General features: G+C 40.6%; 13 protein-coding genes and 1 pseudogene. 5 read left to right on the top strand and 9 right to left on the bottom strand.

Annotated features, from left to right (window positions below):
• Window positions 1-936 precede the first annotated feature (936 nt).
• From RMY32_RS30075 to RMY32_RS30065, 3 genes are all read left to right on the top strand, one after another.
• Window positions 937-2,124, top strand: a complete 1,188-nt coding sequence (locus tag RMY32_RS30075; protein ID WP_322712148.1) for a HetZ-related protein 2 — start codon at window positions 937-939, stop codon at window positions 2,122-2,124.
• Between the two features lie 284 nt (window positions 2,125-2,408).
• Window positions 2,409-3,677, top strand: a complete 1,269-nt coding sequence (locus tag RMY32_RS30070; RefSeq protein WP_322712147.1) for a pilus assembly protein PilB — start codon at window positions 2,409-2,411, stop codon at window positions 3,675-3,677.
• A gap of 189 nt (window positions 3,678-3,866) precedes the next feature.
• Window positions 3,867-4,550 carry a Crp/Fnr family transcriptional regulator gene (locus RMY32_RS30065; RefSeq protein ID WP_322712146.1) on the top strand — a complete coding sequence of 228 codons (684 nt, stop codon included), beginning with the start codon at window positions 3,867-3,869 and terminating at the stop codon, window positions 4,548-4,550.
• Between the two features lie 93 nt (window positions 4,551-4,643).
• Here RMY32_RS30065 and RMY32_RS30060 read toward each other — a convergent pair whose 3' ends face one another.
• Complete coding sequence (locus RMY32_RS30060; RefSeq protein ID WP_322712145.1) at window positions 4,644-4,787, bottom strand: AAA family ATPase; 144 nt, start codon at window positions 4,785-4,787, stop codon at window positions 4,644-4,646.
• Window positions 4,788-5,429: 642 nt separating this feature from the next.
• Between RMY32_RS30060 and RMY32_RS30055 the strand changes: the two genes are divergently transcribed.
• Window positions 5,430-7,211, top strand: a complete 1,782-nt coding sequence (locus RMY32_RS30055) for a M61 family metallopeptidase (protein ID WP_322712144.1) — start codon at window positions 5,430-5,432, stop codon at window positions 7,209-7,211.
• Between the two features lie 139 nt (window positions 7,212-7,350).
• On the opposite strand, the gene pyk is transcribed toward RMY32_RS30055, so the two are convergent.
• Complete coding sequence (gene pyk / locus RMY32_RS30050) at window positions 7,351-9,120, bottom strand: pyruvate kinase (RefSeq protein WP_322712143.1); 1,770 nt, start codon at window positions 9,118-9,120, stop codon at window positions 7,351-7,353.
• A 381-nt stretch (window positions 9,121-9,501) separates the two neighbouring features.
• Between pyk and crtR the strand changes: the two genes are divergently transcribed.
• On the top strand, window positions 9,502-10,392 hold the full coding sequence (gene crtR / locus RMY32_RS30045; protein WP_322712150.1) for a beta-carotene hydroxylase: 891 nt from the start codon (window positions 9,502-9,504) through the stop codon (window positions 10,390-10,392).
• Here crtR and RMY32_RS30040 read toward each other — a convergent pair.
• The 7 genes and pseudogenes from RMY32_RS30040 to RMY32_RS30010 form a co-directional block, all read right to left on the bottom strand.
• A complete protein-coding gene (locus RMY32_RS30040; protein WP_322712142.1) occupies window positions 10,367-10,579 on the bottom strand; it encodes a DUF433 domain-containing protein in 213 nt (70 codons plus the stop codon). The genes crtR and RMY32_RS30040 overlap by 26 nt on opposite strands.
• A 197-nt stretch (window positions 10,580-10,776) precedes the next feature.
• A complete protein-coding gene (locus RMY32_RS30035) occupies window positions 10,777-11,202 on the bottom strand; it encodes a hypothetical protein (RefSeq protein ID WP_322671532.1) in 426 nt (141 codons plus the stop codon).
• Between the two features lie 340 nt (window positions 11,203-11,542).
• Window positions 11,543-11,932 (bottom strand): annotated as a pseudogene (locus RMY32_RS30030) (catalase); the annotation flags it as partial.
• 156 nt (window positions 11,933-12,088) lie between these two features.
• The gene (locus RMY32_RS30025) at window positions 12,089-13,462 is read right to left on the bottom strand and encodes an alkaline phosphatase family protein (RefSeq protein ID WP_322712141.1); all 1,374 of its coding nucleotides are present in this window, start codon (window positions 13,460-13,462) and stop codon (window positions 12,089-12,091) included.
• A gap of 121 nt (window positions 13,463-13,583) precedes the next feature.
• Window positions 13,584-14,810 (bottom strand): metabolite traffic protein EboE, encoded by a 1,227-nt coding sequence (gene eboE / locus RMY32_RS30020; protein ID WP_322712140.1) that lies wholly within the window; start codon window positions 14,808-14,810, stop codon window positions 13,584-13,586.
• A gap of 146 nt (window positions 14,811-14,956) precedes the next feature.
• Window positions 14,957-15,889 carry a UbiA-like protein EboC gene (gene eboC / locus RMY32_RS30015; RefSeq protein ID WP_322712139.1) on the bottom strand — a complete coding sequence of 311 codons (933 nt, stop codon included), beginning with the start codon at window positions 15,887-15,889 and terminating at the stop codon, window positions 14,957-14,959.
• Between the two features lie 92 nt (window positions 15,890-15,981).
• Complete coding sequence (locus RMY32_RS30010; RefSeq protein ID WP_322712138.1) at window positions 15,982-16,890, bottom strand: TatD family hydrolase; 909 nt, start codon at window positions 16,888-16,890, stop codon at window positions 15,982-15,984.
• Window positions 16,891-16,943 lie beyond the last annotated feature (53 nt).

The following is a 16,943-nucleotide window of genomic DNA, read 5'->3' as shown; positions in this document are numbered from 1 at the left end:
TACCTTCTGCGGCATATTTAACAGCTTTTTCCAATTCTTCTCGGCTCTGTTTAATCTCAACTTGCAATTTGAGACCCATTACACTTTTACCAAATACACCCTTGTGAATAATTTAGCGCAGCTTCATACAGAAATGGTATTACCAATATGAAAGGTGTAGTTGTGACTGAAGCTAGTTTAAAAAAGATAAATTTGCCTATCAATCCTTAATATTATTTTATACAACGACTCACCAAACATATTTTAAAACAAAGATTACCGTATATACACTTAATTATATCAACAAATATCACAAAATATAACTTAATACAATTCAGTGAAAGCCCGATCCTCTTTCAAAAGCAGGGAATTTAGCCAATTTCTTCAGGAGAATTAGAGAATCTTCCAGGGCAAAATCTCATGAACACTAAGTATATTGAGATGAAACTAAATGTTATATAGGACTCATATTTGATTTCTGAAAAAACTCAGTACACCTTTATTCCTATCTTCCCAGTCCCCAGTCCCCGATCTTTACGAGTAATCAGGAATCAAATAGGATTGCTATACGACGCAAGGGTTTGTACAGAGTTGAAACTTATACTAGTGAAATAACGTCCAACTTTGAGTTAAATTAGATTCGTTCCTCGGATCTGTTACAAAATGTCAGATTTATCCGATCCATTTTGTGAAAGGTGTATCCTCCACACTTTAAGCAGATTTCTGTTCTCAACTAAAAAAACATAACTTTACAAAAAATTTATTAAATTGGCAGAATGCCCCAAATGCTTGATACATACTAGGTTTGGACTTTTTAAAGTAAAAGTAAAACATCAATGTAGAAATTTCTGCATAATTTTAGTGAATCCAGACGTAATAAAAGTAGAATCACTGAGCTATTTTCATGAAACTCATGAAATCTGGGGCAGCTGCCAGTTAAACAATTAGGTGGGACGAATGGGGGTTGTAATGCAAACTTCAAAATTGAGTTTCGAGGAATGCAATCTCATTATGACAATAGATGTGAAAAAACTGGCTCTAGATTGGCAAAAGCGCTTGGCTGTGGAATGTCCAAACCAAAATGAAGCCGCAAGGCATAGCATTATTCTCTGGCTGTTGGGATCTGACTCAAAACGGTTCGATCTGTATAATCCTAAAGAACTAGATATCGCCAAGCAAGCGATGGAATATCGCTGGAGGATTTTACGTCAACGCTACTTGGGGTTGGGACGAGAACGTGCTTATCGCAACTTGATAACCCGATTGGGGAGTTTAGTAACATTACGCAATAAAATTCAGACTTGGGTTTCCCTCAGCCGCGATCGCCAGCGTAGTGTAATGGATGTGTTACAAGAAGTACTCCAAGAGTTACTCCAAAACGACAGCCAGATGCAACAGCAAATGGCTGATATTGCCAAATATACAACCGATAGACGATTGGGAGATGCTCTGCTATTTGCCAGTTTAGAAGAATATTGTCTGCGACCGGTACGCAATCAACCCCTATTAGCTTATCGATTTGTGAATTATTTGCGTCGCACTCAGCGCGGTGGTTTAACCCAAGTGCCAGGACGTGATTTGGTTCGACTAGTCTCAGAAGAAGTTCTCACAGACGACAGTGACAATCGAGTTAACTTAGTCGATAGTCAGGCGATCGCAGAATATATTGAAGCACAACAACTAGAAGAACAACAAGGGCTGCGCCAGTCAGTACAAAAAGAATTTGAAAATTATTTACAAGAAAATCTTGGCAAAGAAGCAGTAGAATGGCTACGGCTGTATCTGCAAGGTAAGTCCCAGGAAGAGATTGCCAAAAAACTGAATAAGCCGACGAAAGAAGTCTACCGTCTGCGAGAAAAAATTAGTTACCATGCTGTACGTGTTTTTGCCCTCAAAGGCAATCCAGAACTCGTAGACAACTGGCTCTCAATTTCCTTGCAAGAACATAACTTGGGATTAACCCAAAACCAATGGCAGCAACTTGATGAAAAATTGACCCCTCTAGGGCGACAAATCTTAGATTTGCGCAGAGCAGGTAATTCAATAGAAGCCATAGCCGAACAGTTAAAACTCAAAACCCATCAAGTGCTGGGTGAATGGACGAAAGTCTATCTTGCAGCCCAAGCTTTAAGAACCCAAGAGTAGCCTGTAGTGGAAAATGGAGCATAGGGAAGTGGGGAGTGGGAAGCAGGGAAACAGGGGAGAAATCAATTCAAAATTCAAAATTCAAAATTCAAAATTGAAGATTCAATCCCCATACTCAATGCCCAATCTTCAGTATTATCACTAGTTCATAATCTAAAATTCATACTTTACTTACATTTACTTAAGTATATATAATTGGAATTTTAACAAGTTAACAAAGTATCTTTATTAACTACCTATTGAATTAGAGGCAAAATATAAGTAAACACCAACGAATCAAATCTATGTTGTCTTCAAAGGGCGAACTAAATGATAACGTAGCAAATGCACAGCAAATGCTAACTGCCGCTCAAACTAGGTGGGAGCAAGAAAGCGATCGCGAACAAATGTTCCACCTAATCGATCATCTTTTGTCCTTTGAAGCTTGCCTCTACCACCAGATTTTACCCTTGAGATTAGAAGACAAAAGCCTCTTGCTAGGTATGGTTTATCCAGAAGAGAGCGAAGCCCTAGATTACGTTGGTCGCATTTTGTCTTCTATCAATTGCACAATGGTGATTGAGGCGATCGCAGCCGATGCTCACCGCAGAATACTATCAGCCTACCTCAACCACAAGAATATATCCCAGCTAGATGCCCAACAACTGCATCAGCCAACAGTGGACTTTCCCCCAACAAATAGCCCAGCTACGATTACTGACATACCTAGTCCTTCCCTAGATGCCGACTCAGAATCAAATCAACAACCAGTATTGACGGTGTTTCAGACACAAAAGCATCAAAATTCTGGACAACGGGTAGACTTGCCTCCTATCCCAGAGGTAGACCAATCATCTCAAACTACGACATTCTTCACCCCTATTTCCAAAACTCAGTCGGGAGAGGATTCTGAACCCACATCATCAAACAATTTACCTATTTTTCCCACACAAGCTTCCGAACTACTGAATCCGATTGAGTTGCTAACAACACTGCCACCAAAAAAATTATTAGAAGAATTACTAGGGCGAATTTTTGCTGGGGGAATTGGTCGGCTGTACTTAGAAAGACAAGCTTACGAAGGCAGAATACTGTGGAGTGACAATGGAGTTTTACAGTCTGTATTAGACAAACTGCCACTCTCAGTTTTTCAAGGAGTATTGAATGAATTAAAGCGGTTTGCTTCCCTGCCTGTAACCACGCTTACAGAACCAAAACAGGTAGAAAAGGAATACGTATATCAAAAAAATCGCTTATTATTACGCTTGCGAGTCATGCCGGGAATCTACGGCGAAGAAGCAACACTCCAAGTATTGCGGGGAGCAGCATTAAAATTCTATCAACAACAACAATTGACGCGTATAGGCCGCGATGCTTTAGGAATTTCTCAGCAACTCAGCATTAAGTTACATGAACTACAAGAACAACTTTTACTGAATCCTAGCCTTGATTCTCAGCAATTAGAGGCTTTAGTTACCCTGAATCAATTAGTGAAAAATTTAGACCAACAGATCAAAATACTGGCACTAGATAGCAATCTACCAACAAAGAGTAAATCATCAATCAGTAGGTGAAAACGCTGATTTCGTTAGCATACATAATTGTTATGTTGTAATGGAATCTCAGACAGATAAAGCTTAGAGATTCATCTCTAAATAAATACAAATTTTGCGATCGTATTCTAAGTAAGATTACGGTTTAAACAAACTTAAATAGTAGCAAAGTTAGTTTCCCCTCTTAAATCCTATTGTTGCAAATATTTCATGCTAACTGAGGTTTTTAGTGAACTTTTTCCCTTAATGAGTACAGCCAATCCACAGACTTTGGAATGGCTACTCAACGTTGCAATTGAACATGAATATCCATCTGGGCGAGCCGTTGTGATGGAAGATGCCTGGGGTAACGCCGTTTACTTGGTGGTTTCTGGTTGGGTCAAAGTCCGGCGTACCGTCGGGGAAGATTCAGTAGCTTTGGCAATTTTTGGGCGTGGCGATTTTTTTGGAGAAATGGCAATTTTGGATGAATCTCCACGCTCAACTGATGTCATTGCCCTTTCACCCGTGAAATTGCTTAGTATCTCCAGAGAGCGGTTTATTCAAATATTGTTTAAAGACCCGCAGTTACATCACCGGATGTTGCAACTGATGGTGCGGCGATTGCGACAAATTAACCTACGTCTACAAATGCGGTCTTCACCACCAGCAGTTAAACTCGCCCATACTCTGGTGACTTTGGGTGAAAGCTATGGTCAGGAATCAGACTTAGGAAGAGAAATTTTTAACGTTCCCTTTAAAGATTTAGCAGAGGTGACAGAAATCGGCGTTGAAGAAACCACCAAAATCATGGAAAAACTGCATGAAAAAGGGTGGATAAAGATTGATAGCGCCAACAACATTACTTATCTTGTGAACTTCAAACAGTTGATGAACTTGGCTGGCAAGGTGTAATTGTTTTATTTATTCAACGATACAAATTTTGGTATTCAGTAAGTCAACCGAAGCATCTTGTCGGTTGACTTGCTTATTAGAGGTGTAAGTAGTTCACAAATTTAGACCAATCTCTTGAGCTATCTGTCCGACGATGCTGGATTTGCCAATGCCAGGAGGCCCCCAAATCATCGTACTAATTTGCAAGTTTTTACGGATAAGGTTGTCTAAATATGCTTTTAGATCGGAAGGTGTCACCTGCTTCGCTCCGAATTCAAAATTCAAAATTCAAAATTTAAAATTAATGATCCCCATAAATAAATTTAGTTGCTGTGTATCCTTTTCGTTTTCAGTCATGGATTTTAATTTTCGATAAATGTTGAATATATGGAACTTTGACTTCTGTTGAGAAGTCAAGGATACGGGTACTATATTTAAGCATCTACTCTACGGGTACTATATTTAAGCATCTACACTACAGATACTACGTTTAAGTATCTATATTACAGGTACTATATTTGAGCATCTACACTACGGGTATTATATTTGAGCATCTACACGTTGTACCTGAAAACTATATTTTCAAAATGGGTTTTCCAATCGGAGAATCTGCGCCATCCAGCTTACTTTTGACTTGGGCTTACTAGTCCTATTTTTTGGTGCGTTGGCGTAGCCCTTCGTAAACATCACAGCTACTAAACATCGCTGAAATACTCAAATACATGTAGTACTGTTGTACTATGACTTTGTTTATGGAAAATAAATAAAGTGTAATCTTTATTTGAGAGCAAGCGGATTTATCTGTAGGGTCTTAACTACGAATTACTGTCTTTTTTATAAGATGCTCCGCGATCGCAGTGGGGCGTAGCTTATTAACAATTACCTAGCAAATAAAATAAGATGACTGAAGCAATAGCAACTCGTCGCAATACCTACGTTGAGGAAACTGGGTCAACGATTCATTACCTGGTGACAATGTCCCAACCAGAAACCCATCTGTTTGAAGTGACTTTACGCCTTGTAAATTATTCCTCACCGATTCTTGATTTAAAACTGCCCGTTTGGACACCAGGTTCCTATCTAATCCGAGAATACGCCAAGAATTTACAGGATTTTCAGGCTTTTGCAGAGGGTAAGCCTTTACCTTGGCGGAAAATCGGTAAAAATCATTGGCAGATAGACAAAATAAATGTTTCAGAATTAACTGTACGTTACCGCATTTTTGCGAATGAGCTATCGGTACGAACCAATCACTTAGATAGCACCCACGGTTATTTTAACGGTGCGGCACTATTTTTTAGAATACCTGGCTGGGATAAGCAACCTATTCGTGTCACCATCGTACCACCACAGCCGGAATGGCAGGTAACTACTGCCTTACCACCCGTTGCTGAAGAAACGAATACTTTCTTAGCTGGCGATTTTGATACTCTGGTCGATACTCCCTTTGAGATTGGTAGCCACCAATTGTATAAATTTGAGGTATTAGGAAAACCTCATGAATTGGCAATCTGGGGACAGGGAAATTTCCAAGCCCAGCAGATGATTGCTGATATCCAAAAAATTATTCAGGTGGAAGCGCAGATGTTCGGCGGTTTGCCATATCAACGATATGTGTTTCTGCTACATTTATTTAGCCAAGCTTTTGGCGGTTTGGAGCATAAAGATTCTTGCTCCTTAATTTACCAGCGTTTTGGGTTTCGCGCTCAGGAAAAATACGATCGCTTTCTGCAATTAGTTGCACACGAATTTTTTCACTTGTGGAATGTCAAGCGAATTCGCCCAAAAGCATTAGAGGTTTTTGATTACGACCAAGAAAATTACACACCATCATTATGGTTTTGTGAGGGCACTACTAGTTACTATGACTTGTTAATTCCTTTGCGGGCGGGAATTTATGATGTTCAGTCGTATTTGAATAACTTGGGTAAGGAAATTACCAGATATGAAACTACACCGGGGCGGAAAGTACAACCCGTTTCTGAGTCGAGTTTTGATGCCTGGATAAAACTTTATCGCCCGGATGCCAATAGCGGTAATTCCCAAATTTCCTACTATTTAAAAGGAGAAATGGTATCGTTGTTGCTGGATTTGCTGATTCGCTCTACTCACAACAATCAGCGCTCCCTTGATGACGTGATGCTGAAAATGTGGCAGCAATTTGGGCAAGATGAAATCGGCTATACCCCAGAACAGTTGCAGGAAGTTATCGAATCTGTTGCTGGAATTGATTTGACTGATTTCTTTAAACGCTACATTGATAGTACTGATGATTTGCCTTTCAATCAGTATTTAGAACCCTTTGGCTTGCAGTTGGTAGCCGATCGGCAGGAAGAACCTTACTTGGGCGTGAGAATAAATACAGAGAATGGGCGGGAGATCGTTAAGTTTGTGGAGACTGGTTCACCTGCACAAGTAGGGGGAATCGATGCAGGTGATGAGTTGTTAGCAATTGATGGAATTAAGTTAACTGCGGGTGGCTTAAGCGATCGCCTTAAAGATTATCAACCAAACGATGAAATCGAAATGGCAGTTTTCCACCAAGACGAACTACGTACCTATTTCATCACCCTGGTGTCACCACATCCCACTCGATATCAGGTAAAACCTGTTGATCGTCCTAACTCCACCCAGCAACAAAACTTTGCTGGATGGCTTGGGACTGCGATCGCAACTGTTTAATTAAGGGGCATTAGGCATGGGGCATTGGGTATGGGGCATGGGGCATTGGTTATTAATTCTTCTCCCCTTGCCCCCCTGCTCCCCTGCTCCCTGCTCCCTGCTCCCTGCCCCCTGCTTTCCCTGCCCCCCTGCCCTACTCCTAAGCCGTTCTCACCGCCCCGGAGTAAATCAAACCCCGTTGCAGATCCAGCGTTATAATCGCTCCATCCCGAATCGCCTGCGTTGCCTGCTTCACACCAACAATGACTGGTACACCGAGACGCAAGCCAATTACTGCTGCGTGACTTGTGAGACTTTCATCTTCGGTAATAATTCCGGCAGCTTTCCGAATTGCCTCAACAAAATCGGCACTAGTGCGGGGTGCAACCAAAATATCTCCAGGATTAAAGTTACTCACATCCATGCCAGTACTTGCCACTCGTGCGCGACCACTTACTGAACCTTGTCCTAGTCCAATTCCGTGACCTAGTACTGCCGTAACCACCTCTACTTTAATCAAATCTGTAGAGCCAGAAATCCCCTGGAGTGTGCCAGCGGTCATCACTACTAAATCTCCTTGGGACAGTAACTGAAGTTCCTGAGCCACGTTAATCGCAGCCTGAAATGTCTGACCAGTGGAAGGTAATCCTAGCACCAACAACGGTTTGACTCCCCACACCATCTGTAGCTGCCGCGCCACATTTACATGGGGTGTCACTGCCAAAATCGGTGTTTGGGGACGGAACTTAGAGACATTGCGAGCTGTTGCCCCAGTTTGCGTTAGGGTCATGATTGCAGATGCGCCTAATTGTTCGGCAATTTGACCTACAGCTTGACTAATCGCATTGGGAATGGAGCGCCGGGAATCTTTTAAAGAACGTAAGTTTAAGTGCTGGGCTTGTTCTTGCTCCATCCGCTCGGCAATTCGTGCCATCGTCGCCACTGCTTCTACAGGGAAGCTACCCACGGCGGTTTCATTGGAGAGCATTACCGCGTCTGTGCCGTCTAAAATCGCGTTTGCCACATCCGAAACTTCAGCGCGAGTGGGACGGGGATTGCTCACCATGCTATCTAACATTTGAGTAGCGGTGATGATCGGAATCCCCAAGCGATTTGCTGTGGCAATTAGCCGTTTTTGCAGCACCGGAACATCTTCTGCTGGCAATTCCACCCCTAAGTCGCCTCTGGCAACCATCACGCCATCACACAAAGCCAGAACCGCTTCCATTTGTTCGATGGCTTCGTGCTTTTCAATTTTGGCAACCACTGGCACTAGCTTGCCTGTACTCGAAATTAGTTCTTTAATTTCGATCATGTCCTGGGGATTGCGGACAAAGGAAAGTGCCACCCAATCGACACCCTGATCTAGACCAAACATTAGATCCTCTCGATCTTTGTCGGTCATTGCCTTAATTGACAGGTAAACGCCGGGAAAGTTTACGCCTTTGTTGTTAGAAAGTTTACCAGGTACGGTGACGCGACAATGCAAATCACCTTTGTCCCGATTAATCTCCTCTACCAGCATTTCTACTCGTCCATCATCGAGGAGAATTTTTGCCCCAACTGGGACTTCTTCGGCTAAATAATCGTAAGTGACGCAACTAATTTCTTGCGTTCCTACAACTGGGCGATTTGTCAAGGTGAAGCGATCGCCTTTTGCTAAAACTATAGAGCCGTTATCAAACTTCCCCAAGCGAATTTTTGGGCCCTGCAAGTCTTGAAGAATAGCCACTGGCTGATTTAATTCAAAAGCGGTTTGCCGAATTAAGCGAATACTACGCTGATGGTCGGCATGAGTTCCGTGAGAGAAGTTTAGCCGTAGCGTCGTGGCTCCCGCTTCAATAATCGCCTTGAGCATTTCAGGACTGCTAGTAGCGGGGCCAATAGTAGCGACAATTTTTGTCCGGCGCAGAGAATCTCGTAATTGCATAAGGGCTGAAGTTAGGGAGCTATCTGGGAAGTCATCGTAACTTAAGTGGCATCTCCTTTTCAGTCACTGCTATATCAATCAGATATAAGCAGTTAGATGAGGGTTTATGGGAGAGTGGAGGCTGTGGGATAGAGTAGATATAGTACATCAATCTTGTATCCATCCTCCCAACGAAGGAGTTTATTCCATCAACTTCTTGCCGATTGTCATACCCCACTTATCAGTAAAGACTAGGCTTCGTTTGGAATCATAGCGTTATTCATCTGCTGATATGCAAAGCTGTGGATAAATCTTGCTATACAAAAATTTGCAAAACTTTATCATTCAATAATATTTATCGTATATTCGTAATGTCTGCTCAAGAAGGAGTCAATGTTAGAGATGATCGCATCGGAGGCACAAAAGCCACTGACAATCCCACCCAAGGAATTTTTAACGCCTCCTGGTGATTTCAATCCGACGCTGCTGCTGTTTTGTGTTGCTGTATCCATGCTGGTGTTATCCAACTTTGGTTACTGGCTCTGGGAATGGCCGCACTGGCTATGCTTTTGCGTTAATACGATCGCATTACATTGTGCTGGAACCGTAATTCATGACGCTTGTCATCAATCTGCCCATCGCAACCGGGTGATAAATGCGATGTTAGGACATTGCAGTGCGTTGATGCTAGCTTTTGCTTTTCCTGTATTTACGCGGGTACATTTACAGCATCATGGTCATGTCAATCATCCCAAAGACGACCCAGATCATTATGTTTCTACGGGTGGGCCGCTGTGGCTGATTGCAGTGCGCTTTTTGTACCACGAGGTGTTTTTCTTTCAACGGCGATTGTGGCGTAAATATGAACTATTAGAATGGTTCATTAGCCGCTTAATTATTGCTGTAATTGTTTATATCTCAGTGCAGTACCACTTTTTGGGTTACATTCTGAATTTTTGGTTTATACCGGCTTTTGTGGTCGGCATAGCACTAGGATTATTTTTTGACTATTTGCCCCATCGTCCTTTTGCGGAGCGCGATCGCTGGAAAAATGCTCGCGTCTATCCTAACCCGATTCTCAATATCTTGATTATGGGACAGAATTACCACTTAATTCATCATTTGTGGCCTTCTATTCCTTGGTATAATTATCAACCTGCATACTATGTAATGAAGCCACTTTTAGATGAAAAAGGATGTTATCAAACTTCAGGATTGTTGCAGAAAAAGGACTTTTTTGAGTTTGTTTACGATATCTTTTTAGGAATTAGATTTCATCATCAAAAAGAATAGAGTTGTTGCATAAAGCGATCGCTTGCTCACGGCTGACACTGGGAAAGCGATCTAAAAACTCATCCAGTGAGTCACCCGCTTCTAGGTAATCGAGCAAGGTTTTTATCGGCACACGAGTATTAACAAAAACAGGGGTTCCCCCCAATATATCAGGGTCGCTATGAACAACACGCGATGTGGATGTCATATAGTTAGTATACGTGCGACAAATTACCTTCCGATCCTAGCTCTGATTCTCTCGTAAATCTCAGCATATATTCCATATTCTTGAAGCCTTATTCAGCGCAGCTTCATAAAGAATTAGTATTACAATTAAACATAGAGTATGACAATGTATTATCAAATAAATATGCCATCGAATCTGCTCACGCTTGTCAAGATTTTCTAGTACTTCCTAGTATTATTTATTTTTGTCCCAAGAATTGATTGCTCTTTATCTTTTATGAGAAATTTAGAGCTATTAATTCTAATAACCTCATACATTTCTGCCACAAACACTGAACCTAAAGTAGCTACCATATCTGCAATAGAAATCTTAAAGACTAATGGAACCTTAAAATTAAAAAATGATTTTGGCATAGTTTTAACATTTAAATACAACTTTTTTTGACTAACGTACCATACTCCAGTAAATTTATTACCTGTTAGAAGTTCTTTAGGTTTAGATAAAAGTAATGTTTGAATCCTGGTTTGTTCATAAGTCATATCATCTTTAAATTCAATAGTTATTTTTTCCGAACCAGTATTAAAACGCCATTTACCCAAAAGTAAAATTTCTATTTCTAAATCGGAATGCTTACTAGTATTCATATCTTACCTATCCACAGAATAATTATTTAATTTTTCTCTCAACTTAGGTGAATAGTTGCGTGTATCAAAAATGCTTTAATTTCCTACTATCCATATCTTTGGATGATTTTGTCTAAAAAATTTTTGAATATCATGAATGCAAACTCCTACATTATTAAGATACTCTCACTTGGCAAAGTGCATATGCATAAACTTTCGTAACGAGCGTCTGTTCATCCTCACGCCACAACTGAACTTCTGCATCCGGGTAGGTGACTTGGAGTGCTTCTACTTGTAAGCATCGCCTAATCCTTCCACGCCTGATTCGTTATTAATGCTTATATCGATGTTCTGCTGTAGTGGGATAGTCACCTTGAGCGATCGCTTCAAACAAATCGTGAGTCGCATGATCTGGATCTTCGCCCTTAATCTTAGCCGATTCTTCCTCCGTCAAGGTTTGATGCCCTTGCAGAGTCTTAAAGTGAAATTTACACCAGACGCGATTGCCATCAGCATTAATTAAACTAAAGGTGTGGCTACCAAAGCCGTCCATGTGGCGATAGGTTTTGGGAATTCCCCGATCTGAAAAGAGGATTGTCACCTGGTGAAGCGATTCTGGACTGAGTGACCAAAAATCCCATCTTGCATTATGGTCTTTGCAATTGGTTTGGGGATTGCGCTTTTGGGTATGGATAAAATCAGGAAACTTCAGGGGGTCACGGATGAAGAAAATCGGGGTATTGTTACCTGATTTTAGTCAGTAGATAGATACCTACTGATAGAACAATCTAATTCATAGTCATAACGAATTTGTATTTAAAACATACTCGATATGATTATGAATTACAATAAATCTTTTTGTATTTTGGTAAGATGTAGAGACGATATATCGCCTCTATACTGCCTTTCAGGTATTTAAATGTTTGAGAATCAACGAGCAAACATCCGTCGCCTCAATTTGATGTTCATTAACTAGGTGAGTTTGATGGGTGATAAATAGAGGCCCTTCAGCAATAGAAGTGGTGATATTACCGTGAGAACCACGCACCAGGGAAGCATCCAGAGGGATCACATCCATTAAATAGCGAAAACCCAGTTGTTTCTTAAGTAACTTGAGAGCAATTTTTCCTTGAGGAAATTTAATCTGCGGATCGAGGAAAAGTTCTACAGGATCGTAACCAGGTTTGCGGTGGATATCTACAGTTCTAGCAAAATCAGGGGCTTTGGCATCATCGAGCCAATAATAATAGGTAAACCAAGCGTCAGACCCAGCGATCGCCACCAACTCTCCCGATCTAGGATGATTGAGATGGTAGGCTTGTTTTCCCTCTTCATCCAATACCTGCGCTACGCCTTCAGTCGTTTCTAAAAGCGATCGCACTTTCGGGATATACGCCGGATCGTTCACATATACATGAGCAATTTGATGATCGGCAACAGCAAAGGCAATGCTAGCACCAAAATCGAGCAGTTCTCGCCCTAATTCTTCCCGCACAGCAATTAAACCGTTGTCCCGTAGTACACGGTTGATATCCACAGCTTTAGAGACTGGAGTAATGCCATACTCAGAAAGAATAATTACCTGAGTATTACGTGCTTGAAAATATTCAATTAAATTGCCACAAACAGCATCAATTTCTCGCAAATCAGCTTGAATCTGAGTTTGATTGTTACCAAACTTTTGCAGACAGTAATCTAAATGTGGTAGATAAACTAGTGATAATGTCGGGCTGTAGCGTTCCTCAATCCATTTTGCCGAATTGGCAATCCACTGACTAGAACTAATAGAAGTTTTTGGCCCCCAGAAATCGAATAGAGGGAAATTTCCTAAATAAGATTGAATTTGCGATCGCACATCACTAGGATGGGTATAAATATCAGGTAATTTTCTCCCATCTGCGGGATACATCGGGCGCGGCGTAATCGCATAATCTACTGAAGAATACATATTGTACCACCAAAAAAGGTTGGCACAAGTGAAAGTTGGATCGATTGATTTAGCTATTTCCCAAACTTTGGGAGCTTGCACTAGTTTATTAGACTGCCGCCAAAACTTTACTTCACATTCATCGCGAAAATACCAACCATTAGCAACAATTCCATGTTCATCAGGCAATTTTCCTGTTAAATAAGTAGCCTGAACCGAACAAGTCACAGCAGGTAGCACTTTTCCGATAGACACTACCTGCCCCTTAGCAGCCCAAGAAGATAAAAACGGCGTATTTTCTCCTAGTAAGCTAGGCGTTAATCCCACTACATTTAGAACAACCGTTTTTTGCATAAACTTAATCCTCTCTTATACAAATTTGAAAAAATAACTAGAGATGCGCTATACTGCATCTCTATAGATTTCAACCAGAAAACCCAGTTAAAATCTTAATTTAGTAATTACGAATTACGAATTACAAATTACGAATTAATTTTAATACCCACTCATACTCACGTTGAATAGAAGTCAGCAAATCTATCTTCATTTCTGACGGCAATACATCCCAAGTGTAAGTCTCAATTTCTAAATGCGAGCAAGCATTGTTTACCTGAAGTAAATGCAAAACAGTAGCAATGTCATCTTGGGTAGATTGCAAAATTTGATAATCATGAATAAAAATAGGTACATGGAAGTGAGTACGCCATTCTTCAGCTAGAGATTGCTCTAAATGTGGTAATGCAGTTATTAAATCAGGATAGTGGTGGAGTGTACCATCGCTACGACGTTCTATTACCTGATGAAGATAAGTAGATTCTGCAAAAGGACGTAAACGCTCAACTATTAAACTACGCTTCTCAACCTCAGCAGGGATTTTTACTTTAATTGCAGCGCTGATTTGAATTTTCCCAATTTTAATTCCTGCCGATTGCAAACGCGTAAATACAGAGTTTGGCTGTTCATATTCAACTGAAAAATGGCAGGTGTCATAACAAATGCGAACGTGTTTTAGCAATTTAGTTTCTGCTAAATCCTGCTCAATATTTAACTTGTCTGATAAATAACTACCACCTATTGGCAATAACCAATTTTGATAGAAATCAATTACTTCTGAAGTATTTTCAATTAAACCATCAGGCTCAGGTTCTAAATCAATATGAAGGATCTTGCCTGTTTCTTCATGGATGCGAATCATTTCTACAACAACTGATGCTATATTCAAACAACTCTTTTTTAGAACTGTCTCAAAAGTTGCTTGGTCTTTTATCCACCAAGGTTTATAGGATAATGGTAGTGTAGAAATTCCGCCATCAAGTCCTTGGGGTAATAGACTAGCTAAAATATGTGCCAAGTTTAATGTATAATTAACCCGTTCTTGTGTAGACCAATCTGGTGCATAAACTTGGTCTTTTACTACTTGTCGATGAAATCCGCCATAAGGAAATCCGTTTAAGGTGAAAATATATAAATCTTGTTGAGTTAGCCAAGCTTGAAATTGAGCTAAGTTATTACTTTCTAAAAGTTCTTTTGCAGCAACATCTGCTAACCTCAAGCCAATCCCAAAGGGTTCGGTAGGCGATAAACGTGATTTGATCTCGGGAATATACTTCTTTAAATTTGCGAAAACCTCTAGCCAATTTTCACCAGGATGAATATTACTGCAATAAGTTAAGTGTAAATTATTGTTGTTTGTAATTTTCATTTTTTACCTCTATTCCTTGTATGTGTAATCTGTTTTCTTTGACTTAAACTATTTTACAAAATACTTGTTAGATATTCATAATTAGGGGCGCATAGATGTGCGCCCCTATAGCCAATTAATGGTAATACTGGGTGTAGACATTCAAGTTAAGTAACAGCAAATACTTTTGCTAACTTCATCGAAAATGGTAGCAAGATTAGAACGAATAAACCGTAATACAAACCAGCAAAACCAGATGCAACTGTTGCATCTAAGACTATTAGAGATAAAACACCTATTTTTACAGCATTTCTGATATTTTCAGCTATCGGTTCGCGCGCTGCTTTGATAAAGTTAGGCAAGATTCTGATAGCTAAGAAAATAGCGAATGGTAGGGCTGCGATCGCTCTATACTCTTCTAATAATCCTAAAGCTAAAACTGCCGTCAAAACTATTGCAATTAGAAGTAGCGCCAGTACTCCCGTAATCTTCTTACCTCCGTGAACTTCACCCTGACTAATTGCGGTGATAGCAGCAATATAAAGAACAGGAATCAGCGCTAAATACCAACGTTCTCCGATGATTTCGGGTACAGCACTTACACCTAATAATAAGTTACTGCCACGACACAAACCCATATTTAAAGGGCCGAAAAAAGGATTATGTTTGGCGAATGAGTTATAGAGGAGGCATGAAAGAGTAATAAATGTTGCGATCGCAGCACTCAACAACGATACTTGAAAAGCAGCTATAATCCCGATTACAAACAGTATACTCCCCAATAAAGTAGCATTTTGACGAGATACCCGACCACTGGGAATTGCTCTATTTGGGCGCTCTTTTGCATCTAATTCTGCATCAAAAACATCGTTAAAAACTATACCGCCACCGTATAAACCAGTTGTAGCTAATAACAACCAAGTTAATGGAATTAAGATGGCAAAACTTGCTTCGTCATTAATTAATTTGGTAAAAATAATTCCAGAACCGGAAGCAGCAAAACCTAGAAGAATATCCGCCCAAGCAGTAACAATATTAGCAGGACGCATTAATTCCAGATAACCCCGCCAGCTTTGAAAATTTAAGCTTGCAACATTCACTTATCTGCCTCCGTGCCTAGTAATTTTTCAAAATAAACTGCATATTAAGATGAAAATATCTCTTGCAATGCCCAATCCCCCCTGACAATTTTCTATTCAATCAACACAAAATCTGAAACTGATTTGATTCCTGGTTCTTGTCCGCGTAACACAGAATTACCACTGAACATTTGACGTTGATCGATAGATTGAGGATTGAGCCAGTCTGATGCTTTCATCTGCCCAGTTTGACTGTAAGCAGCTAGGGCATTTTCATAACAAACTGCTCGCACATGTTCTTCAGGAATACCCCTATCTAACATCAACTGAGCCGTTTTTGGCACTGCCAAAGGATCGCTAATACCCCAATCAGCGCTACTATCTACAATAATGCGATCGCATCCATACTTACGGACAACTTCTACCATCCGGGCATTACCCATCTTCGTCTGTGGGTAAATCGTGAAAGCCGCCCAAAAGCCCCGTCCTAATACTTCTTCAACGGTTTCTTCGTTGTTGTGATCGATAACTACTTGTGAAGGATCTAAGCCATATTCAATACAGCGATCCATACTCCGACTAGCACCCGCCTTTTTATTACGGTGAGGAGTATGAATTAGTACCAACGTATCGAGTTCTTTGGCTAATTCTAACTGTTGACAAAAGTACTTATCCTCTGCTTCTGTCATATCGTCATAGCCAATTTCACCAATAGCAACAACTCCTTCTTTACAGGCATAAAGTGGTAGCAGTTCCATAACTTCAGCTGCTAGCGCTTCATTGTTAGCTTCTTTCGGATTTAGGCCGATTGTGCAGTAGTGTTGGATGCCAAACTGACTAGCACGAAACCGTTCCCAGCCCACAAGACTACTGAAATAGTCTTTAAATGAGCCAGCGTTAGTTCGGGGTTGTCCTAACCAAAAGGCTGGTTCAATAACGGCGACAATTCCATATTCCCGCATTACTAAGTAATCGTAAGTAGTACGGGAACACATGTGAATGTGAGGATCGATAAACATCATGGTTTTAGTAATTGGGCATTGGGAAAGAGGAGGCAGAAGGCAGGAGGCAGGAG

The organism is Nostoc sp. ChiSLP03a (genome assembly GCF_034531215.2).
In the GTDB taxonomy this organism is placed as follows: domain Bacteria; phylum Cyanobacteriota; class Cyanobacteriia; order Cyanobacteriales; family Nostocaceae; genus Nostoc.
Note: the sequence above shows the minus strand (reverse complement) of the source record. Positions and strands in the feature narration are given on the sequence as shown.